The organism is Limosilactobacillus caviae (assembly GCF_014635905.1).
GTDB lineage: Bacteria > Bacillota > Bacilli > Lactobacillales > Lactobacillaceae > Limosilactobacillus > Limosilactobacillus caviae.
The window spans coordinates 185,001-203,625 of the sequence record NZ_BMDS01000005.1 but is presented as its reverse complement, the minus strand read 5'-3'; the positions used below and the strand labels follow the sequence as shown (position 1 = coordinate 203,625).

Below are 18,625 nucleotides of genomic sequence, written 5' to 3'. Positions count from 1 at the left end.
CTATTCACCTCCTCCTTTGTCTTTATTGAATTGTCTAATCCGTTGAGCTTGTTGCATAAGAATAGCTTGATCTCTCTTCCAATCGGGCTCTTTTTCAGCTGGTTGCTCTATCTGGTTCATATTATCCTTAACAAACGGATAAGCTTCTTCTAGCTTAGGCATCTTAGCAGGATCATTAACCGCAAATGCTACCAATTCACTTAAACGGTGATCCATATATGCTTTGGCACGTAAATCATTTAATTCTCGCTTCCTGTTAGCGGCAATTTGCGTCATGATTTCCGCAAAGTCTAAATCCCAGAAATGATCAGCGTCTATCCCTGATTCAACAGCGATTGGGTAAAGGTCTTTGAATAAATCTGATACTGTATCGTAATTCTTTTCGTTTACAGCAACTGATCTTGGGTCGTTTCCACTGGATCTAATGTCACTTCGTCCGATTCCGAATTGGTCTTCGATGACTTCTTCTTTTTGCCGAAAAAACCAGACGCTTCAAATAGTTCCATTAAGGCATTAAAGAGATCCATCGTGGTATTACCATCATCTAAGTACTTTTCAAAGGCGTTCAATACTCGTTTATCAGTTACACCATGATTTTGATTAGCGCCTTGTAAGACAATCAGAATTTCATTAACTGGAGGTAGCTTGTTTCCACCTTGAGAGTCCATAAATAAGGACAACATCGACTTACCAAGTCGCCGTTCAATCTTGAAAACCTCACGACCACCAAGCTTTAAGTCAAGTTCCAAATCACCTAATTGCATTGTCTTTGTTGCTTTCTTAACAGTAGTTGTCATATGAATAAATTCTCCTTTAATTTTTATTTGTCACTAAAGATAAACGTGGGAATCGAACCCACGTTTATTAATAAACTAGCCTTTTGGTGTATCACTACCTGGTGCAGCAGTGAAGTGTGGACCATCAGATACAGTAATAGTAATTGTGTAACCTAATGCCCCGTTAACTGCAACCGCTGCAAACTTGATGTTGTATGAACCACGCATTGTAGCAGTCATTCCATCTGGATAAGTAACCTTCCATTGGTATTGTTTACGATCACCAGCTTGTTGCAAAGCTTTGGCAAAACTAGCACCCTTGTACACAGCTTGGAACTGAACGTTAGAAGCGTTTTGAATCCCTTCAACTTGCTTCCGCCGGTCATCAGCCAAAGTAGTAACATCAACCTTTTCAGTATCCCCACCTAATTCTGGGATGGTCTTAATATCCGCAATTTCTTCCCATGTAGAACCATCTTCTGAACGTTCAAGCTTGGTACCAGTACCAACCAGACCTTCTGAACTATCGATAGCAAAACGTTGTAGGTCTAACTTTAATGCATCACTATATAATTTTACATTCTTCATAATTTCATCCTTTCTGGTATACACGCTTACTTGTGTTATCTACAATTCCTGTAAAGACGAGTACAACACGTGTTATTCCATTTAAATCTTGATCACCAATGTTATTAGAAAAGCCCATTGCCGAAAACTTAGCAATGAGCTTATTTTTTATTTGCGTTAAAGAACCTTTATCATTATACAAATCAATTGTTATCTTCCATTCTGTATCAGTCTCTTCTTGGTAGGCATTACGTATATAAGAAGACTGAGTTGTTGAATAGATAGCAATTGGAAATACCGTGAATTTATTAGGGTAAGATGGTGAAACTATTTTTAACTCTGACATAGAGTTAAGGGTTTTATAAACTAAAGCTTTGACATTATAAGGTTCCATATTAATCACCCAACTTATCACGTAATTCCTGATCAACTACATTCTTAATAATGCCTGGAGCTTCTTTAGCAATCCGATTAGCAGCAGGTGTCATAAATTGCCTTGCTGGTTGTCCACTAGTTCGATAAAAGTACTTCCCTTTAATTTTAACCTTTGGAATTCCATAAATCTTAGTAAGGTCAATATCAACTTCCTCAGCTGGAATGTACCAGGGAGTTTGGCGATAAACAATTGCCACATTAGGTGGAAGCTGCTTGCTAGATTGTTCACCAACCTTACCAGTACCAAACTCACGGAAAATAGCAATCATTGACGAATTCCACCAACGACCAACTATTTCATCCCCATCGACTTTTACTTCATGCTTAAAGCTACGGGCAAGCTCACCAGTAGAATATTTGATACTAGATTGCAACTCTTGGACCGCATAGGCTTCAGCTTGTTCAATTGCTGTCTCTTGGCCGTTAACAGTTGCATCCGCTACAACTTGAGGAAGTTTTCGTAGCTTAGTTTTTAACTCATTGAGCCCCACAATCTCACATTCAATCATTTTGTTCATCCCTCTTGATACGTTCCAAAGTAACGTTTTTATGAGTAGAAAACTCTTGAATAGCCGTAATCTTATAATCAGGATCACTAGAACTCGGAACTTTTAGGCAAATGCCAAAGCCTTCGCCGTGCCCTTCTGAAAGTAAATCTCCTTGATACTTACATGTTTTGATATATTTAATATCTTTTCCATAGATCTGAGCATTGACCGCACCACCAGCTGATTGAACATTCATCCTAATTGGTTGTGGATCGCCCCAGCCAGAAATGCTATAGCCTTCATCATCTTGAGTATTCATTGGTGCTTTGAGATAAACGGTTGTGAGATCACTTTCTTTTAATCTCATAGCTTCGTCACCTTAGCAATTCGATAGCGGTTTAATCCTTGTCGAATATCTTTTGGAACACCAGTCTCGAGATAATTAGTAACGCCACCTTCTGATCGTTGAGTTTCACCTTCAAGGCCTAAGCGATTGTAGTTAATGACTGCCAACTTTTTAACATACACACTCATGTTACCAACTAATTCTTTTTGACCCGTATAATCTAGCACCTGAGCATTTGCTTCTTCTAATAGCTCCTTAATCAATTCATCATCCGTAACTTTTAAACGAGCACTTACGGATGGAACCATTTCGGCCACTTGGTCCACATTCAGCACCTCCAATTAATTAAAGGACTTTAGCTTGGTATACATTATCAGCGCTAGCAAATGATGGAAGCATGGTTGCCGCTGCTAATACCCAAGTTCCAATTGGGTCTTCGCCGGATTCATAAATTTTAGCCATAACATTACCAACTTCTGATACTTGTGCATTAGTTGAGATTAAGCGATTTTCTTCTGGAGTTGGGCCATAGATCTTTTCACCTGGCACTTCATCATTAAAGAGAACGATCCGATCTTCTGGGAAGTATGTTTGTGTTTTAACTTTACCCTTAGCATCTTCCTCACGATACTTACCAGCATATGCACGAATAACCGGAAGTCCCTGTGCAACCATGAACTGATCTAAATCAGCTTGACCAACAACCCGACCGGTATCTTTACCAAAGATTGCCTCTTTAATTTCAGTACTACGCATTAATGTCCGTAATACCTTCTTAGAGGTCAATGCACGCGTTGGAGTAATGTCCAACTTATCTGACCAGTCTTGTAGATTCTCAATGATTGAGGCACTACCGCTATCCCAAGTAGCATTACTTGATAATGTAGTTTGATGCTCTTTTGGAACTTGATAATCAATGGAAATGCCGTTGTCTTTATCAGTAATCTTACCAGTAGCAAACATTTCCATTGTCATCTTTTCGCCACGTGCTTTCACCGCTTGAACCATTGCATCAATATCATTAAATACATATTGCTTTAAGTAGTTAGCTTCGGCATTATTACGTGGATAACGTAACTTGATTAACATTTCTTCGGTAATTTGCATTTTGCGCTTTACATATGCTAATTCAGCAGTCATCTTACTTGCTTCACGACTACCGATTTCAGCTTCGGCATCAAAGGCTGAATAGCTAGCAATTGTTGGGACACGACTACCAGCTTTTAAGATATCAACTTCGAGTGTTGGAACCTTAGTTGCTGGGAATAAAGTATCACCTAACATATCTGGATATTGACGATTACGAGTATAATCAAGCACCGTATTCTGATCGAACATATCAAGAATTGGTGTGGCAAAACGTTGTAAATCTAGCTTAAGTGTTTGCTTATTCATCTATTATCTCCTCCTCACTACGCTTTTGGATCTGCTGGGGTAGTAGTATCAGCAGTCGTGTCTAAATCCTTAAAGTGAATTGCTGTCATTGCTTTAATTGCATCTGCTGATGGAGTTGGAGTTAATCGTTGACTTAATACCCAACCTTCACGCATAACAGCCACCATTTGATTAGAACCATCTTCTGATACATATACATCATTAACAGTAATACCAACAGCCTTTGCATCATTTGTTGGGTATACTGTCCCAGCAGGTACATACTTGCGTCCTAAGTCATCAATTTGGACATTGTAATTGTCCTTGTTAATTGTTTCAGGGAAAGCAGTGAACTTCTCAGAAGCAAGGAAGTTTAATTGCTTACCATTTTGAAATCGTGTGTACATTAATTGTCATTCTCCTTTCTTATTTCCAAAAATCACTTTCAGATTTATTAGCACTATTAGCCTTTTCGGCATAAAGCTCACCGGCCGATTTATGAGTCAAATCATCATCCGTACTCTTAGGTGTTCGTGAGCCTTGTGCTAACCGAGTTTCAACGGCATCATGAACAGCGCTACGAAATACTTCGCTTACCCGTTCATATGTTTCGTTCATATTGTCTTCATTAGCTAGAACATCATCAAAAACATCAACTAACCCAGTAGGCAAACCGTCATCAACTAAACGAGAAGCAAGCTTACTCCGATTCTCACGCTTAGTAACATCGGCTTCACGAGCAGATAAAGCTTCTTCCCGTTGCTTGAAGTCATCCTCACGTCGTTCTTCTTCGGTCATGTTCTTGCGATCCTTAGCTTTCTTTGCCTTATCGCTTTGTTCCTTTTCCCAATTAGCCTTAGCAGTCCCTAATGCCTTGTCTAACTTCTTATCAAAATAAGAATCCAATTCTGACTGGGTCTGGAATGTCATGAAAGGCTTATTTTGCGTATCAGAATCATCATTATTATCCGTTGCTTCGTTTCCTGTATCAGCACCTCCTTCACCATCTTGTCCTTCATCTGCAAACCGCTGTAAGTTCAGCTTTAGCAAATTGCTATAAAACTTTACTTTTTCCATAGATATAATCCTTTCTACCCATGCACACTTGAATTTATGACTGCACGAAAAAAGCCACTCCATATTTCTACACAGTGACTTCTAAATATGCGTCTTCAAGCCCACGCACGTATTCAATTATTGAAGCAGTTTCATGACTTACTTAGGTCAAGACTTTTTATTACCTAAATAAATTACCGGCACAGTTCGACAAAACGGATGCAAAGGTGGAACATTCTTACCAATAACTGTATCAGATACGTTAAAAACTTTATTATTAATTGCTCGACATATCTTACTGGTTCGACTATCAAGAACAGCAATTAACTGATATTGCTTCACGCCTCGTTTCTTCCAGCTATCAAGCTTAATCTTAGAGTAAAAATAATTAGCTTCGGTTCTGATTAATCGACTAGCATTGAAGCAACTTGTATTAAACTCATCTTCAATTTGCTTAATCATTTCTCGTTCAGCCATTTCACTTAACTCTTTAGCCGTAAACAATTCTTGCAACCGTTCAGCAAGCTTATCAGTATTATCCCAAATGCGTGATGAAAAGTTTTTACCTTCCCATCTGGAATTTAATGCCGCTTCCACATAACGATTAGGTATTTCAGTGATTTTCGACTTTGGTACGTCTTGTTCCATCGATACCATTGCAACCTTTTTGTTAGTCTTAGGATTCTTGATAACGATTTTGTTTTCTTTGGATTCTAAGGCTGGTTTTGCTTTATTAGGAAGCTTGTAATCTTTTGCTTTATCATATATAGCTCCTTGCTTTTCGACTTCGGACCAGGTTCTTTTCATTACATCAGTATGCAATTTAATATTCTGATCCAATTCAACGTCTCCAACATTTTTAGCAACTATATACGCTTTGACTTGTAACTCTTCCAGTCGGGTAATTCTGCTCTTAGCGGCTAATTGATTTAAGTAATTATCAACAGCCTTCTTACTTTCTTTATCGACAATATTGCTTGCTAACGCTTGTAAGGTTACGAACTCAGATGGTGAGATGTGCGAAGACATGATTGTTGCAACCTCATCAGCAGTAATGTCAGCATAAAAATAGCGACGATAGATCTTTTGAACCTCGTCGCTTAAATATGCTTGGGCTTTCTGATACGCCGCATTAATAACTTTTAGGCGTTTAGTTGCTTCATCCTGGTTCTTCTGTTCGTCTTGTAAGTCTCGCAATTGCCAATAGTTGAATTTGTTTTTATCAACTTTCATAGGCTTTCACCTACAAAACAGTGATGTATTGACCGTATTGTTCCGCAAGCTGATTAACTGTGTTCTCAAACGCATTTAGTAAAGTTTTATCTTCAATGTGTTCACTATTTGTAAATACAGCTGTCAGAGTTCCATTCTCATCATTTACAGCCACGTTAGTACAATTATTAACCGTATGAGTTAATAAGGTAGAAAACGAAGCACAGACGATGTCAGAGCCTTTTACACTATACTCAGCGTGTCCGCTTGCTTTGATTATCGTCTTGGTTGGTTTCTTTTGAATCTTCACTCGAATCATCTTGGCTATCCTCCAATTCTAAACGGTCTGGATCTTGTCGTTGTAACGCTTGCTGGTTCTTTCTGATGTTATCAGCATCTTGTTGAGCCATTTCATCAATAACTTCTTGAACATCCCCAACTTGTGGAAGCCAACTATAAGTAATCTTGCGTGGAAGAATACCGTCAGCGTTTTTAATGTTATTAACCACATCAGACAAGTTGACGGGAATATTTGGTGTTAACGATATATCACAACCATCAACATCCGAATTGCCACCTTTAATATTCACGATGGTTTGGATCAGTTTTAATCGCCGGTGCAAGCCATCGAAGAAGTAACGTTTCTTAATTGAAATAAGATTTTCAAGCCCAAACAGCTTAAATTTCATTGCTTCACCTGACACATTACCCATAAACTTTTCATCGTTCATATTCGGAACGTATGAAATCTTGTGAATATCATTTTCAATTGATTGGCTAAGCAAGTTAACCTGTGTTTCATCGAAAGTCTTAGTTAACCATTCAACATCAGCCCCATCGTCACGAGAAGGTGCATTAATAACACCATTCTTCAACGCTTCAATACTGTCTTCATCCTCTTCTAATCCGAAGCCAAATGTAACAAGGATTGCATCAACAAAAGCTTCTTTATCAGAAATTCGATCAGTTTGGAGGAGGTTATAAGCATCAATCAACGAGATTAGTTGTTCAAAATCACCCTGTCGTTCTTCATTATTTCGATACTCAATTAATGGAACTGCATTGAACAAGTTATCGTATTCGTCAACAATTTGATCATCTGTCGATACTTCCATTCCTACTTCAGTGCGATATTCTACAATCTTTTTTGGCATGTAGACCGTGACACTATAACCATCATTCTGTCCGCTCAAATTTTTCTTTGCTTGAACAAACACACCAAATAAAGGGTCGTGTTCAACTGTATCATCAGTAACAACAATTGCGGCACGCGGATCAACGGCTTCTACTCGCAATTCAGTGTTAGGAGTAATCTTTTCATTGCCAAGCTCATCAATGCTAATAGTTGGATCAATTGTTTTAAGATAAAGCAATTCATAGCCATACCCAAACACAGATAAGTCTTTTTCAAGTTCAATGTCGTGCTTATGAATATCAATCTTTTCTAGAGCTTCTAACACATCATCAATATTCTTACCTTTCTTGGCGGTATATTTAACCGGATTACCAGTCATAAAGCCAACATTCATATCAGTGATGTACTTAGCATGGTTAATCATAACGTTAGAAGCTTTAACTTTAGCGTTCTCAAAGCGATGGTTATTAACTTCTTGATTTCCGTTGTAATAATCAGCAAGTTTATCCAACCTGCCTTGCCGTTCTTTCAGTTTACGAATAGCGTAGTTGATTGCTTCAAGATTTGGCTTGTTAACATCCCCAAGTAATTCTCTATCAATTGCAACAGCCACATAAACACCTTCTTTCTATAAACCACGAACATGTGGACGTTTGGTAATCTTTGCAGTGAAGCCTTTATGGATAACCATGTAAACGAAATAACGCATAGCATCGCAAGCGTGATCATGTTCTTTCACTGGTTTATCTTCACCACGTTCAGCTGCTTTTTCATCCCATACATAGCTGGATAATTCTTTAAATAAATTAGGACATTGATTGCTAAATAGTATCTTGCCTTCGTTCATCGCCGTTTGTGTAACACGAATACCATCTACCACATCATTCTTTGCCTTTTGTACTCGGAAACCATTATTCCGTAACACAGCAATAAAAGAAGCAGCAGACGGGTCAATGATAATCTTTGCGTGAATATTGCCAAGAAACTTCTTAAGCTCCTGGCAATATTGCTCATCTGTCTTTTGGTGAGCAGTTGCACGTCCTGAGTAATAATATTCTTTAACTAAGTACCAAACGCCATGATTGCGTCCCCACAACAGAAATACTGTTGGGTTCTGTGTACCGTAATCACAAGACACATAATACTTTTCAAAATGCTCCGGCAGATCGTGAACCACCATGCTGTTCTTATCGAAGTTATCATAGATAACACCTTCTGACATTACCCACAAGCCTAAAATATAGCGTTGATAAAACACGCCAGAATACATTCGGTTATAACGATCAATGGTTTCTTGTGCCAATGACGGATTGTCCTGCATCATAAAATGGAGTCGTAATGCTCGCTTATCTTTTATTTTGTCAATCCATTCTAGCTTGAACCAATGGTAAGGTCCTTCGGGGTTGCAGTTAAACCACATCTTAGAACCCGTTACCGAACAACGAGCTGTGGCTTGATTAACAAAACTTTGCGGCATAAGTGCAACTTCATCAAAAAAGAACCCAGCCAAAGTAATACCTTGAACTAGGTCCTGTGATGCTTCATCTTTACCACCAAAGATAAAGTAATAATTTGTATGACCATTCTTGCTGATTGTTAGCATATTATCCGAACGTGAATCGTGAATAGCATACCCTTCACTTTCTAGCATACTCCGCAATGGTCTTAGCACGTTACGTCTAAATGAACCAATTGTTTTACCAGCCATTCCAAACTGCTGACCGTTGAATTGGGTCATGGACCATAGTACGTACGACAATGACATGACAACTGTCTTACCTGCACGAACGGAGCCGTCACAAATAATAGCTTCATAACCCTTTAATTCATCATTAGCCCACCAGCTAAGCACTTGAAGTTGTTTACGACTAAACGGGGTAAACTTAAATCTAACTGTCTTTATCCCCATCTTTATCACTCCATATCTTCTTCATACCATTGCTAAGTGCTGCAAGTAATGAGTTGGTACTTTCATCGTTAACTTCTGGCTCAGGCAAGCGATCAAGTAAGATCTGCATTGCCTTCTGACGATCTTCCATTTCAACCACAGGCTCACCTTTATCAATTCGAATACTCTTGATGTTCGATGTATCAATCTCGCTACTATCTTTTAACTCAACAATATTCGTATAGTAATAAGCCTGTTCGCCTGTTTCAGGGTCAATCTTTGGTACATAGCGGAAGTTCCCCCCGCCATCTTCATAAGGTCCATTTTTATCGCGTACCTTATAATAGGCTAAATGCTTTTCTGTCCTAAACGATAGAACATCAGTAACGTTGCTAGTCGCTTGATTTAAGTAGCGTAGCAAGATGTCATTGGCGGTCGCGTATAGGTCTTGTGATTGTTGTTTTTTTAGTTCAGCTAAGTATTTCTTGATCCTACCATTTCCTACCATTCTCGAGCCGTGTGCAAGAGCATTTTCATAACTTCCACCATAAGCTTTCTGATAAGCCCAAGTCGCATTGTATCGCTGTAAATAGTACAGACAAAAGGCTTTCTGCTTATCATTAAGCTCATCACTATCTGGTAATTCTGGTGGCGGTAATGCCGGTGCAACTTTCTCCGGTTTTGTGTGCATACTTTTTTTCTTGGTTGCATTCTTCCGCTGCCACTTGTTTCTTGTTTTCCACGACTTAACCGTGTTAAGAGAAACATCGTACTTCTTGGCAATATCCTTATACTTCATTCCAGCTAAGTAATCAGCCTTAGCTTCTTCCATCTTACTCATGGCATATCACCACACCACCTTTCTAATAACTTCTATTTATTCAAAGTATCGTTCAAGCATAATATCCTTTAATTCCATTAAGTAGCGGTTCTCTTCGTTATTGCAAGTGATCATTAATTGCTTCCACATCTGAGCAAACATAACAACAATAGCTGGCAACTTATCCCACTTTTTAACCTCAATCTTGAAAGTCTTGCTGTTAGTCAAAGTAACAATGCTTTCATCGCTAAGCGCTATTCCATCGTCTTTGAATTGTTCGTTCAATTCTTTACTGGTTTGTGCTCCTTCTTGAAGTAACTTAATCAATGGCATTAATCCAAGATCACTAGCCATCTTCTTATTGATAGTTAACTTGACGGCACCCTTTTCAGCAGATACTCGGTTCAATTGTTCAGCAAGCTTTTCAAGCGATGAGTGTTGAACCGTTTCCTTTTTCATCTCAATGTAACGATTAGGAGTTAAGATATAATCTTGTCCCTTAATGGTTTCAATTGAAGCGACTTTTGATAGGCCCGGCTCATCTGCTGGCTTGTCTAACAACGACATAACCTTATTAATAGCATCGTTACTTAATACGTTGACCTTCTTCTTGTAAACACGGTTAGTGTGTGACTTGCTGCCAACCTGTCCTCGTTGTTCTCGTACTTCTTCTGTTGCCAATGAAGAGGCATTAACCATTAAGATATTTGACGTTTGCTTTTTCTTATTAAAGATTAGTAATGAGGTTGGAATACTGGTACTTTCAAACATCCGATCAGGTAAGCTAATTACTGCTTCTAAGTAGTTCTTTTCAACTAGGCTTGCTTTAATCGCTTGTTCTTCTTTGTTGTTAGTACTTAACACGCCATTAGGCAATAAGAAAACGGCCTTATCCTGTTTAGATAGCGCCGTTAAGATAAAAGCATAATTAGCATTGCTTTCTGGTGGCACACCAAGAAGAAATCTTTCTTGTGATTGAGCAAAGAACGGGTGCTGCCATTTCATATTATATGGTGGATTACTAATCGTTGTTGCCATTTTCAATCACCTTTCCAAATTCATCCCCTGCAACTACTTGCCAACTATTGGTAACTTCTTGCTGTAATACGTCCATTTGATAAACTGTTGCTTTAATGTTTCGTACTGCTAGATTAAATAGCAAGATCGGAATAACTTTCTCATCAAATTCAAGACACTCAGCTTCGATGTCATGATTGAGGTTCCAGCATTGAATAGTCAAGGCTCCGCTGCCGGCACACATATCAGTAATGTGTTTCTCACTGTTTCGTAGAGCTAGGTTTGCCATTAACTTCGCCAGAGTTGTCGGCGTATAGTCCTGCTTCTTGCCTTTCCGGTCCGCTTCATAATACTGAAAAATCTTTTGTAGCCAGTCAATACTTAAATCACTGACTAATTCCTTAAATTTGGTTTTAGTATCATCATCGTTCCAATAACTAGGTAATTTCTTAATTAGTTCAGTTGTATTCTTAGAATTAAATAACACCAAAGTCTTTTCAGTTAGTTCTTTTAGTTCCATGACTTGCTCCTTCTAAATTTGAGTACAAAAAAAGCACCTGCAAATTGCAGATGCTAGTAATGAGGGCGCCCAGAGTTGCACCAGGATCTTGCCACGTTGGCACGTTTTCCTTTATAAACTACTTCCCTCGCCTATAAAACTTTATTTAAGTAATCTCGTAGCTTTATTGCATTTTCTTTAGATAATTTGAACACCGTCTGTTGATCATCTTGTTCCCGCGTTCCTTGGCGCATATTAGGGTAATAAAGATTGGTTAATAAAATATCAATACTATCTGGTTGCTTTAAAAAGCTGATCTCAGCCTCCATTCCAAGATGATCGTCAATCTTATCTTTATACATTGCATTAAACCAACCATCATCAATGATCAACGAGTGATCTTTTACATTCTTAAATGATTTTCTATGCATCCTTTACCTCTCATAATTGATTCAACCACTCTTATCGCCTAACTCACAGATAAGCTAGTTGATAGATATGTACCACATGGCGCCATCGTACTAATCGTTATTCTGTTTTCGCGGATCCTTAGTACCAGTGATTGCTTCCATTCCCTCGGTAGTAACTATCCATTGCTTTCCAAACTTTCTTATAGAACCATTTGGAAATTTATCCGGGTTCTGCTGGTAAGTTCTCCTTACATAGTTTTCAGCATGGCCCCAGATTATGGACGCTTCTTTAGCATCCATAATATCTGGAGTATTCAAGTTTATCCTAGCCATACGCGTACAGCCCCATAGACAATCCATGCCACTACACCAGTAATCAAAGCAAGTTTAATACTTTTACGATACTTCTTTTCTTGTTTACTCATGATAAAATAGAATATAGCAAAGCGGGCGAGGCTCTCACCTCAACCCTTTGTTATCGTTTATTTAAGGAAATGCTTAACGACTATTTTAATTGTTTCTGCAATCGGATAAGCAGGCACTGCCCATGCAGCTATTGCCGCCCACTTTGTAGCTTCAACTTTGCCGTTCTGCTTTTCCTTTTTCTTTTTATGTTTTGCCATATTCCTATCCTCCTTTCACTTATTATAATAGTACTATATCGTACGTAAGTCAAGTGAATTAGAGGGAAAACTATTTATTTTTGTGTACTTTAAAAGCCGACAAGCGTTGACCTGTCGGCTTTTTCTTTGCTAATCGTTTCCTTGTGTGTTCAGCACGACATAGCATTAAGTATTCTTGCTTGCTAGCAACTAATCCAAATCGTTTAGTTTGATACATTGCTAGATTTCCCAATAGATACGTAAGCCAAGAGCTCGTTTATATGTTTTCATAGAATCTTTTTGGATTTTCAAAATCATTTTGTCATCTTCATCAAGTTTCTTAAAAGTATCGCTCTTCATGAATTCTGAGAGTTTTTTAAGCTTATCAGAAAGCTCATCTCTCTCAACTACTAATCTTTTTACATGTTCTTCCATAGATATTTAATCTCCTTATATCTTCATAACTATATCCAATTACATAAAAAGCCCAGTTATAATAACCAGGCTTAAAATTATTTATCTTTGGCGTTTTCGCTAGAGCTTAAGATGTCAGTAAATACATGATCTGCCATTTTATATGCTTCAACCTCTGATTTTGCTTCCTTGCGTGCAGAATCTAACAGCACACTATAAATCATCACCATTTGGTGTAATCCATCAATCATTCCAGGTGTATAAGACATTTTTTCAATAAACATTGCAGTCACTCCTAACTATTTTATAAATGATCTTCTAGCATATAAGTCACTAAATAAATAATTAAAAATTCGACAATTAGCGATGTAACAAATAAGCCAACGCCAATAAGTGCCGGCTTAATTAATAGGGCTCCAATAAACATAACCGGAACCATTAACATAGCAATAAATTTCATAAACAATAAAAATCACCCTTTCCAAACAAAAAAGCCAGCCGTTAAGCTGACTTGATTAATCAATCTCTATCTAAATAATCTATATTTTTTCTTTATCTTAGAAATATATTGGTTATAGTCAATATATAAGTTTTTCATTTTTACCTCAAGGATATCTGGATTATATTTTTTGTTGTAACGAGGTTTAATTTTACTCATTTGTTCTTCTAAATTTACAATTTCAACCATTTCATTCAATATGATTTTTGTAGATTTTAATACTTCCCTTGGGACCAACAAAACATAAGTACCTGATTGCAATTTATTTTCTAAATCATCCAATGCTCCACCAAAACAAGCATTTCTTGCATGCGCCCACCTACTATCTTGGATTAAAATATATAGAGCATTAATAGGTTCAATTATCTCCAATATTTTTTGATAAGATTCTACCTTAGATTGTTTTGAGTCTTCATATTTTTTAGCTTGAATAGTTGCACCCCAAATTCCACCTATGGTACTAATTCCAGAGATTAATAGAGGGATTACTGAATTAATGAGTAAATTTCCATATTCTTTCATTTAAATCACCTAACTAAACATAATACAAAAGCCTAGCCACAATAGCTAGACTTCTGAAGGTGATTTAAATTAGTTTAACGTCATTGCGGACAATCAAGGCATATAGAAGAACATCATAGTAAGTAGGTGTTCCTCCTTTCGTTGAATGTTTTAAAAAGTAGATGAGCCTTGAATGCTGATGGACGGAATCGAACCGCCACAAACTAGGAGCGACCTAGAATGCCCATATTGCCACCCCCATGATAGCGAACCATTAGGAGTGCTCCACAATAACATCAGCATAATACAGAGATGCTTGCATCCACTAATCGTTTTTGATTTTTTGTTACTCTTTGCATCTCTGTATTACATCACGGCTTGGACAAAAAAGACTATGCAATTACGAAAGAGGAGCTTTCATCTCCTATCATAGTTAAATTTGCCGTGATAAAGCTGAGAGGTGGATTCGAACCACGCTTTTGCCACACAAGGCCGGTTGTGTGCCCATCTTGGACCTCAGCAAGCAGTGCGACTCGTAAGCACTGCAATTGCGAATATTGGGAACTGCCCCCACAAGTATTGGACCACTCCAGGATACTTGGCATCTAGTTTGCATATTCGCATAATCAGGACCACACAATCACCGCACCCGGTCGTAGTTTTCCGCCTACTCCTGTAACGGTTTTGCTGTCCTTAATATTGGCAATCCTCTAGCCGCTGAGTTAGATTGCATACTCTTCTGCTGATTACAGCACGGTTGCTACGAGACTATCAGAGTAGCATGTAAATTTAATGATCTAAAGGAGATCTTCCAAAACGCACAAACCAAATTTAACCGTTACCGTAAATTTATTTTGAAGTTAGTTAACGATAGTCTCAATGTGGATTATGGTCATCTGCCACCATCGCGTCGGCTTGGCTACCGGATTCCACACTTCCTACGTTTAACAAGAGATCCCGTTGCGAGTATCGTTAAACGCCGGAAACACGCATAGCAGTTTCAGGCTTGCTTAGGCACATATTTAAACGGAGCGTGCAAAGTTTTATTAACTAACTTTGCGACGATAACATAATATAACGTTATATCTCCCGTTGTATTCCCGTTTTTGTCCTCTTTTCATCCCCTTTTTGTCCTGTTTTCTTCCTGTTTTTTGCTCGCAAGTCAGGAATAATATCAGAATCAACATTAAGACGTTCACATACTGCTTCTAAACAATCCGCAAATTCCAAGCAAGCATAATCATCAGCCCGATAGTAAGTAGAATTGCCGAATTTATTAATCCTCTCTTTAATTACTGAAAGAGATAAACCTTGAATATATCTATACTTGATAATTTGTTGGCTAGGGTGTCGGTAACTACTGCTGCATCCTGCAATCGCATAGTCAACCGCTCGTTTAGCTAACGTGTATTCAGCATATTCAATCATACTTTTTTCCGAACCATTACCACGTCTTGACCCTCGAATACCTGTAATATCGTTCTGTGGCGATTTAACACCCCAGTCACCCGATCTACGTCGAATAGTTGGGTATTTATCTTCGTCTAAAAAGAAATTCTGTACGTTCGCAATTGTTGCTTTCTTATTATCCCCTTTTAATAGTTCCACTATTTGCACGCTCCCCTTGTGATATAATGAATATGTTTTAAATAGATATCTGAGGAGACGTTCTCATAGTGAGGGCGTCTTTTTTTACGCTTTTTAACGCAATTTAACGCTTTTAAATGCTATCCAAAGAAGGAAAAGACAGCATACCAAATACTAAATACCATGTATAGCACTCCGCCTAGACCTAACAATGCAATGCCAACAACTATAAGCCCGATAAATCCAATTACTGTATATCCCGCAAAATTACGTATTACTCTTCCCATCTTTTCCCTCCAAATTCACTTCTATTCTTTAATCTTGTTATTTACATCTTTCAAAATGTCAGATATTTTTGCTTGCCTTAAAACTGCTTCTACATCTGTAATTCTCAATTGTCCGTAATAGCCTGTATTACGAAACAACACTCCTACGTGACGATAGTATTCAGGTTTTGATAACCCTGTAATCTTTAGAATAGTAGACTGTTTAGTGCCAATTTTTCGCAAGATATAAGCTTGTGCAAAAGGGTTATTAATATTGTGCTTATAAAAATATTGCTTAATTCGCCATTCAGCTTCTTTAATTCTTCTAGGTTCTCGCAACTTCAAACCCTTACGAAACTTCATAATTTCTTGAAGTCGCCAATCATCAGGAGCAAGGATCTCTTCTGGCATTTCATTAACTCCACCCCATTCATGATTAACAGTTAATGAATCCATTGCTTTAGATAGTCTTTTAGGTATTGCCATCTTCATTTACCTCCTCTACCTCGATTTCTACCCTAGGATGGTCACTGTAATACTTTTCAGCAACTATCTTTACAATCTGGTTGTCATCTTCCCATAGCAGGCCATTTAAGCCATCCAAAGTAGATTTGATGTAATTATCCGTGTCCGGTTTTACAATCGGTCTGTGTATTCCTGAGAGGCGTAATTCACGCTCTTTTTTCGATACGCTTGATTGAACTTGTCGATAAAATTTAAGACTAACAATTAACGGGCCAGTTAGTGGCTTATCCTTGTACTGGAATTTGCACATCATCCCCAACTGTTTCTTGTAGGTCGATACCTTTTTCGGATCATACAAGCGTATTCCTTTCCACGTTTTAGTTGCTCTAGGCCGTGCCTGTTCGACGGGCTCAATGTTGAATATTATTTTCATTTTCACCTCGTTCTTTAGTTCAATAAGTCTTTAATAATCGAAGCAATTGGTGCACAAGCGTGAATAATATTCAAACATAATGCCGTTAATAAGCAGACACTCATTGTTCCTCCGAACAATGCCGTCATCCCAGAAGCAAAATCATAGCTATCATGGTGATCACGATGTTTCCTAAAGAAGAAAATTGATAGCCATATAGTGCCAGTTAACGCAGCAATAAAAAGTACACCGCACAAAATAGATAGAACAATTGCTGACATTTGATATTGTTGAACCATTGTCTTAGCAACGGCCGGCAACTCGCTCAATTGTCCATTAAGTGTTTTAAGTAATTCTTGTTCTGCTTCATGTTTCATCTAGTCACACCTCTCATAAGTCCGTTCAAAAATATCTTGGTCGATAACCCAATGCTCTCCATCAACGCCAGTAGCGATGTAATCACCATATTTATTAATAGCTGTGAGTCCTTCTCTAGTAGGAAGAAAATACCTACTTCCTCCCTGATAGTAAGCAGAAGTTAATTCTGCTTTATCAACTATTTGGTATTTGTCTTTTATTTCTTTTGTTCCATCGAACTGTTCAGCTTCAATTAAGGCTGTCTTTCGGTATTTATGTAGCATTAATCGTCCACCTCAAAGCATTTATTTTCTTGCTTGTTATAAACGTCTAAGTAAAGTTCTTTCTTATCGCCGTTGTAAGTTGCTTCATAATAATGCTGATCGCCTTCAATATCAGTAGCTAACAAGGCTTTGTAGTTCTGCAAAACCTTGGCTTGCCAAACTACATAAACATGAAAAAGTGATGTACCGTCTTTAGCAACATTTTTATAGGTATATTTCTTAACCTTTAGTTTTGCCATCGTTATAAATTCTTCGTTAGTCATTATTCTTCCTCCTCTACTGGTTCCTTCATTATGTCAATTACGGATGCGAAAAGCGGATGATCTCTCTTTAATTGATCTAGTTGTGATTCATTAAAAGTATCTGTAATATTTTTATCACTCCACATATTCCAGCCTGCATTAGAGTCAAATATATATATTCTGGGGTGCCATCCTTATCGTCAAGCCAACGTAAACGATACCTCTTTTCTGGAAAACGCTCTTTAACAGGTGTTTCTTCTAACTCTCGAAGCAAGTTAAAAAGCAAAGACAATCCCTTTACATCATCTGGCATCCAATCAGGATCAATGAACAAAGAAAATTTTTCTTTGCATAATTTAACATTCATGAAGTAATACGTATCATCACCATCTTTATTCTCATCAATCATATCTTGCTCTGTTCTATATATATAAATTTCGTTATTTTCAAAGGAATATTCTGCATAAAATATTTCATTTACTCTTTTAATAAATTCATCAATCTTCATCAAATAGTCCCTCCCTAGTAACTTCCTTTGTTAAATTAATAAGCTTTTTTAGTTCTGAATTGGTATCCTCATAGAATTTCAAGATAAAATCACGGTAAACTACGGGCTTAGAAGTAACCACCATTGCGGTTTTTCCGCTGTTCATCACTTCAAGTAGTTTGAAGTATAGCTTTTCGTCACCAGTACCAGTTGTTAGCACATACGGCACGAATCGTTCATGGATTGGCGTACTAGCAAACTCCCAGCATAGATCAGCAATCTTTTTCCATTCATCAAACCGTCCACGAATTTTACCCACAGTTACCAAGTGGAACGTCTCAGTTAAGCTGATTTTGAACGATGGCGTTTCACCATGATTAAGATAAATTTCTAGCCAATTACCGTTTTGCTTAGCTGAAAAACGCATCCCGTTCAGCGTTACTTCATCAAGCTTCTTGATAAACACATCGAATATCATTACAGCCA

At 37.9% G+C, this 18,625-nt stretch carries 34 protein-coding genes; all 34 read right to left on the bottom strand.

All coding sequences use genetic code 11. The features are described 5' to 3' along the window. On the bottom strand, window positions 1-276 hold the full coding sequence (locus IEU90_RS08510; RefSeq protein WP_153710962.1) for a hypothetical protein: 276 nt from the start codon (window positions 274-276) through the stop codon (window positions 1-3). Between the two features lie 110 nt (window positions 277-386). Further along, window positions 387-797, bottom strand: a complete 411-nt coding sequence (locus IEU90_RS08505) for a DUF6096 family protein (RefSeq protein WP_019251705.1) — start codon at window positions 795-797, stop codon at window positions 387-389. Between the two features lie 75 nt (window positions 798-872). Beyond that, complete coding sequence (locus tag IEU90_RS08500) at window positions 873-1,364, bottom strand: phage tail tube protein (protein WP_079376038.1); 492 nt, start codon at window positions 1,362-1,364, stop codon at window positions 873-875. A gap of 4 nt (window positions 1,365-1,368) precedes the next feature. Further along, on the bottom strand, window positions 1,369-1,737 hold the full coding sequence (locus IEU90_RS08495) for a hypothetical protein (protein WP_124216590.1): 369 nt from the start codon (window positions 1,735-1,737) through the stop codon (window positions 1,369-1,371). 1 nt (window position 1,738) lies between these two features. Beyond that, window positions 1,739-2,287, bottom strand: a complete 549-nt coding sequence (locus tag IEU90_RS08490) for an HK97-gp10 family putative phage morphogenesis protein (RefSeq protein ID WP_188358008.1) — start codon at window positions 2,285-2,287, stop codon at window positions 1,739-1,741. Continuing rightward, window positions 2,280-2,633 carry a hypothetical protein gene (locus tag IEU90_RS08485; RefSeq protein ID WP_087214748.1) on the bottom strand — a complete coding sequence of 118 codons (354 nt, stop codon included), beginning with the start codon at window positions 2,631-2,633 and terminating at the stop codon, window positions 2,280-2,282. Before IEU90_RS08485 ends, IEU90_RS08490 begins: the two co-directional genes overlap by 8 nt. Further along, complete coding sequence (locus IEU90_RS08480; RefSeq protein WP_371868217.1) at window positions 2,630-2,938, bottom strand: phage head-tail connector protein; 309 nt, start codon at window positions 2,936-2,938, stop codon at window positions 2,630-2,632. Before IEU90_RS08480 ends, IEU90_RS08485 begins: the two co-directional genes overlap by 4 nt. A gap of 19 nt (window positions 2,939-2,957) precedes the next feature. Beyond that, window positions 2,958-4,007 carry a major capsid protein gene (locus tag IEU90_RS08475; RefSeq protein ID WP_153710965.1) on the bottom strand — a complete coding sequence of 350 codons (1,050 nt, stop codon included), beginning with the start codon at window positions 4,005-4,007 and terminating at the stop codon, window positions 2,958-2,960. Between the two features lie 17 nt (window positions 4,008-4,024). Beyond that, window positions 4,025-4,393 carry a hypothetical protein gene (locus IEU90_RS08470; RefSeq protein ID WP_153710966.1) on the bottom strand — a complete coding sequence of 123 codons (369 nt, stop codon included), beginning with the start codon at window positions 4,391-4,393 and terminating at the stop codon, window positions 4,025-4,027. 19 nt (window positions 4,394-4,412) lie between these two features. Continuing rightward, the gene (locus IEU90_RS08465; RefSeq protein ID WP_153710967.1) at window positions 4,413-5,063 is read right to left on the bottom strand and encodes a DUF4355 domain-containing protein; all 651 of its coding nucleotides are present in this window, start codon (window positions 5,061-5,063) and stop codon (window positions 4,413-4,415) included. Window positions 5,064-5,210: 147 nt separating this feature from the next. Further along, window positions 5,211-6,275: a minor capsid protein gene (locus IEU90_RS08460; protein WP_188358007.1), complete on the bottom strand. Its 1,065-nt coding sequence runs from the start codon at window positions 6,273-6,275 to the stop codon at window positions 5,211-5,213. A 10-nt stretch (window positions 6,276-6,285) separates the two neighbouring features. After that, entirely contained in the window at window positions 6,286-6,573 is a 288-nt protein-coding gene (locus IEU90_RS08455; protein ID WP_153710969.1) for a ribosomal-processing cysteine protease Prp, read from the bottom strand. Beyond that, the gene (locus IEU90_RS08450) at window positions 6,509-8,002 is read right to left on the bottom strand and encodes a phage portal protein (protein WP_188358006.1); all 1,494 of its coding nucleotides are present in this window, start codon (window positions 8,000-8,002) and stop codon (window positions 6,509-6,511) included. The genes IEU90_RS08455 and IEU90_RS08450 overlap by 65 nt, the downstream gene beginning before the upstream one ends. Before the next feature lie 15 nt (window positions 8,003-8,017). Next, the gene (locus IEU90_RS08445) at window positions 8,018-9,298 is read right to left on the bottom strand and encodes a PBSX family phage terminase large subunit (RefSeq protein WP_188358005.1); all 1,281 of its coding nucleotides are present in this window, start codon (window positions 9,296-9,298) and stop codon (window positions 8,018-8,020) included. Further along, the gene (locus IEU90_RS08440; RefSeq protein WP_188358004.1) at window positions 9,279-10,118 is read right to left on the bottom strand and encodes a terminase small subunit; all 840 of its coding nucleotides are present in this window, start codon (window positions 10,116-10,118) and stop codon (window positions 9,279-9,281) included. Before IEU90_RS08440 ends, IEU90_RS08445 begins: the two co-directional genes overlap by 20 nt. A gap of 36 nt (window positions 10,119-10,154) precedes the next feature. Continuing rightward, window positions 10,155-11,135: an N-6 DNA methylase gene (locus IEU90_RS08435; RefSeq protein WP_188358003.1), complete on the bottom strand. Its 981-nt coding sequence runs from the start codon at window positions 11,133-11,135 to the stop codon at window positions 10,155-10,157. Then, a complete protein-coding gene (locus tag IEU90_RS11435; protein ID WP_188358002.1) occupies window positions 11,119-11,634 on the bottom strand; it encodes an N-6 DNA methylase in 516 nt (171 codons plus the stop codon). Before IEU90_RS11435 ends, IEU90_RS08435 begins: the two co-directional genes overlap by 17 nt. 131 nt (window positions 11,635-11,765) lie before the next feature. Continuing rightward, window positions 11,766-12,044 (bottom strand): hypothetical protein, encoded by a 279-nt coding sequence (locus IEU90_RS08425; RefSeq protein WP_003670971.1) that lies wholly within the window; start codon window positions 12,042-12,044, stop codon window positions 11,766-11,768. A 90-nt stretch (window positions 12,045-12,134) separates the two neighbouring features. Beyond that, window positions 12,135-12,356 carry a helix-turn-helix domain-containing protein gene (locus IEU90_RS08420; protein ID WP_094536974.1) on the bottom strand — a complete coding sequence of 74 codons (222 nt, stop codon included), beginning with the start codon at window positions 12,354-12,356 and terminating at the stop codon, window positions 12,135-12,137. 149 nt (window positions 12,357-12,505) lie between these two features. Next, the gene (locus IEU90_RS08415; protein ID WP_168353419.1) at window positions 12,506-12,646 is read right to left on the bottom strand and encodes a hypothetical protein; all 141 of its coding nucleotides are present in this window, start codon (window positions 12,644-12,646) and stop codon (window positions 12,506-12,508) included. A 70-nt stretch (window positions 12,647-12,716) separates the two neighbouring features. Then, window positions 12,717-12,863 (bottom strand): hypothetical protein, encoded by a 147-nt coding sequence (locus IEU90_RS08410; RefSeq protein WP_188358001.1) that lies wholly within the window; start codon window positions 12,861-12,863, stop codon window positions 12,717-12,719. Window positions 12,864-12,865: 2 nt separating this feature from the next. Then, window positions 12,866-13,060: a crAss001_48 related protein gene (locus tag IEU90_RS08405; protein WP_094532547.1), complete on the bottom strand. Its 195-nt coding sequence runs from the start codon at window positions 13,058-13,060 to the stop codon at window positions 12,866-12,868. Between the two features lie 77 nt (window positions 13,061-13,137). Further along, complete coding sequence (locus IEU90_RS08400) at window positions 13,138-13,323, bottom strand: hypothetical protein (RefSeq protein WP_188358000.1); 186 nt, start codon at window positions 13,321-13,323, stop codon at window positions 13,138-13,140. Between the two features lie 20 nt (window positions 13,324-13,343). Next, window positions 13,344-13,499, bottom strand: coding sequence for a hypothetical protein (locus IEU90_RS08395; RefSeq protein WP_162607111.1), 156 nt, complete (start codon window positions 13,497-13,499; stop codon window positions 13,344-13,346). Window positions 13,500-13,565: 66 nt separating this feature from the next. Further along, window positions 13,566-14,060, bottom strand: a complete 495-nt coding sequence (locus IEU90_RS08390; protein ID WP_188357999.1) for a hypothetical protein — start codon at window positions 14,058-14,060, stop codon at window positions 13,566-13,568. Window positions 14,061-15,119: 1,059 nt separating this feature from the next. Continuing rightward, entirely contained in the window at window positions 15,120-15,647 is a 528-nt protein-coding gene (locus IEU90_RS08385) for an ArpU family phage packaging/lysis transcriptional regulator (protein ID WP_188357998.1), read from the bottom strand. 119 nt (window positions 15,648-15,766) lie between these two features. After that, entirely contained in the window at window positions 15,767-15,913 is a 147-nt protein-coding gene (locus IEU90_RS08380; protein ID WP_188357997.1) for a hypothetical protein, read from the bottom strand. Window positions 15,914-15,934: 21 nt separating this feature from the next. Then, window positions 15,935-16,378, bottom strand: coding sequence for a hypothetical protein (locus IEU90_RS08375; RefSeq protein ID WP_087214765.1), 444 nt, complete (start codon window positions 16,376-16,378; stop codon window positions 15,935-15,937). Beyond that, window positions 16,365-16,790 carry a RusA family crossover junction endodeoxyribonuclease gene (locus IEU90_RS08370; RefSeq protein WP_188357996.1) on the bottom strand — a complete coding sequence of 142 codons (426 nt, stop codon included), beginning with the start codon at window positions 16,788-16,790 and terminating at the stop codon, window positions 16,365-16,367. Before IEU90_RS08370 ends, IEU90_RS08375 begins: the two co-directional genes overlap by 14 nt. Before the next feature lie 14 nt (window positions 16,791-16,804). Beyond that, complete coding sequence (locus IEU90_RS08365; protein WP_188357995.1) at window positions 16,805-17,146, bottom strand: hypothetical protein; 342 nt, start codon at window positions 17,144-17,146, stop codon at window positions 16,805-16,807. Next, the gene (locus IEU90_RS08360; RefSeq protein ID WP_188357994.1) at window positions 17,147-17,410 is read right to left on the bottom strand and encodes a hypothetical protein; all 264 of its coding nucleotides are present in this window, start codon (window positions 17,408-17,410) and stop codon (window positions 17,147-17,149) included. Then, the gene (locus tag IEU90_RS08355; RefSeq protein WP_188357993.1) at window positions 17,410-17,673 is read right to left on the bottom strand and encodes a DUF6275 family protein; all 264 of its coding nucleotides are present in this window, start codon (window positions 17,671-17,673) and stop codon (window positions 17,410-17,412) included. The genes IEU90_RS08360 and IEU90_RS08355 overlap by 1 nt, the downstream gene beginning before the upstream one ends. 76 nt (window positions 17,674-17,749) lie before the next feature. Then, on the bottom strand, window positions 17,750-18,160 hold the full coding sequence (locus tag IEU90_RS08350; RefSeq protein ID WP_188357992.1) for a hypothetical protein: 411 nt from the start codon (window positions 18,158-18,160) through the stop codon (window positions 17,750-17,752). Further along, complete coding sequence (locus tag IEU90_RS08345) at window positions 18,150-18,617, bottom strand: hypothetical protein (protein WP_188357991.1); 468 nt, start codon at window positions 18,615-18,617, stop codon at window positions 18,150-18,152. Before IEU90_RS08345 ends, IEU90_RS08350 begins: the two co-directional genes overlap by 11 nt. Window positions 18,618-18,625: the final 8 nt, after the last annotated feature.

Coding starts and splice junctions, on each gene's coding strand:
- IEU90_RS08510 (WP_153710962.1), bottom strand. CDS start 276: ATGACGCAAATTGCCGCTAACAGGAAGCGAGAATTAAATGATTTACGT.
- IEU90_RS08505 (WP_019251705.1), bottom strand. CDS start 797: ATGACAACTACTGTTAAGAAAGCAACAAAGACAATGCAATTAGGTGAT.
- IEU90_RS08500 (WP_079376038.1), bottom strand. CDS start 1,364: ATGAAGAATGTAAAATTATATAGTGATGCATTAAAGTTAGACCTACAA.
- IEU90_RS08495 (WP_124216590.1), bottom strand. CDS start 1,737: ATGGAACCTTATAATGTCAAAGCTTTAGTTTATAAAACCCTTAACTCT.
- IEU90_RS08490 (WP_188358008.1), bottom strand. CDS start 2,287: ATGATTGAATGTGAGATTGTGGGGCTCAATGAGTTAAAAACTAAGCTA.
- IEU90_RS08485 (WP_087214748.1), bottom strand. CDS start 2,633: ATGAGATTAAAAGAAAGTGATCTCACAACCGTTTATCTCAAAGCACCA.
- IEU90_RS08475 (WP_153710965.1), bottom strand. CDS start 4,007: ATGAATAAGCAAACACTTAAGCTAGATTTACAACGTTTTGCCACACCA.
- IEU90_RS08470 (WP_153710966.1), bottom strand. CDS start 4,393: ATGTACACACGATTTCAAAATGGTAAGCAATTAAACTTCCTTGCTTCT.
- IEU90_RS08465 (WP_153710967.1), bottom strand. CDS start 5,063: ATGGAAAAAGTAAAGTTTTATAGCAATTTGCTAAAGCTGAACTTACAG.
- IEU90_RS08460 (WP_188358007.1), bottom strand. CDS start 6,275: ATGAAAGTTGATAAAAACAAATTCAACTATTGGCAATTGCGAGACTTA.
- IEU90_RS08455 (WP_153710969.1), bottom strand. CDS start 6,573: ATGATTCGAGTGAAGATTCAAAAGAAACCAACCAAGACGATAATCAAA.
- IEU90_RS08445 (WP_188358005.1), bottom strand. CDS start 9,298: ATGGGGATAAAGACAGTTAGATTTAAGTTTACCCCGTTTAGTCGTAAA.
- IEU90_RS08440 (WP_188358004.1), bottom strand. CDS start 10,118: ATGAGTAAGATGGAAGAAGCTAAGGCTGATTACTTAGCTGGAATGAAG.
- IEU90_RS08435 (WP_188358003.1), bottom strand. CDS start 11,135: ATGGCAACAACGATTAGTAATCCACCATATAATATGAAATGGCAGCAC.
- IEU90_RS11435 (WP_188358002.1), bottom strand. CDS start 11,634: ATGGAACTAAAAGAACTAACTGAAAAGACTTTGGTGTTATTTAATTCT.
- IEU90_RS08425 (WP_003670971.1), bottom strand. CDS start 12,044: ATGCATAGAAAATCATTTAAGAATGTAAAAGATCACTCGTTGATCATT.
- IEU90_RS08420 (WP_094536974.1), bottom strand. CDS start 12,356: ATGGCTAGGATAAACTTGAATACTCCAGATATTATGGATGCTAAAGAA.
- IEU90_RS08415 (WP_168353419.1), bottom strand. CDS start 12,646: ATGGCAAAACATAAAAAGAAAAAGGAAAAGCAGAACGGCAAAGTTGAA.
- IEU90_RS08410 (WP_188358001.1), bottom strand. CDS start 12,863: ATGTATCAAACTAAACGATTTGGATTAGTTGCTAGCAAGCAAGAATAC.
- IEU90_RS08405 (WP_094532547.1), bottom strand. CDS start 13,060: ATGGAAGAACATGTAAAAAGATTAGTAGTTGAGAGAGATGAGCTTTCT.
- IEU90_RS08400 (WP_188358000.1), bottom strand. CDS start 13,323: ATGTTTATTGAAAAAATGTCTTATACACCTGGAATGATTGATGGATTA.
- IEU90_RS08395 (WP_162607111.1), bottom strand. CDS start 13,499: ATGAAATTTATTGCTATGTTAATGGTTCCGGTTATGTTTATTGGAGCC.
- IEU90_RS08390 (WP_188357999.1), bottom strand. CDS start 14,060: ATGAAAGAATATGGAAATTTACTCATTAATTCAGTAATCCCTCTATTA.
- IEU90_RS08380 (WP_188357997.1), bottom strand. CDS start 15,913: ATGGGAAGAGTAATACGTAATTTTGCGGGATATACAGTAATTGGATTT.
- IEU90_RS08375 (WP_087214765.1), bottom strand. CDS start 16,378: ATGGCAATACCTAAAAGACTATCTAAAGCAATGGATTCATTAACTGTT.
- IEU90_RS08370 (WP_188357996.1), bottom strand. CDS start 16,790: ATGAAAATAATATTCAACATTGAGCCCGTCGAACAGGCACGGCCTAGA.
- IEU90_RS08365 (WP_188357995.1), bottom strand. CDS start 17,146: ATGAAACATGAAGCAGAACAAGAATTACTTAAAACACTTAATGGACAA.
- IEU90_RS08360 (WP_188357994.1), bottom strand. CDS start 17,410: ATGCTACATAAATACCGAAAGACAGCCTTAATTGAAGCTGAACAGTTC.
- IEU90_RS08355 (WP_188357993.1), bottom strand. CDS start 17,673: ATGACTAACGAAGAATTTATAACGATGGCAAAACTAAAGGTTAAGAAA.
- IEU90_RS08350 (WP_188357992.1), bottom strand. CDS start 18,160: ATGAAGATTGATGAATTTATTAAAAGAGTAAATGAAATATTTTATGCA.
- IEU90_RS08345 (WP_188357991.1), bottom strand. CDS start 18,617: ATGATATTCGATGTGTTTATCAAGAAGCTTGATGAAGTAACGCTGAAC.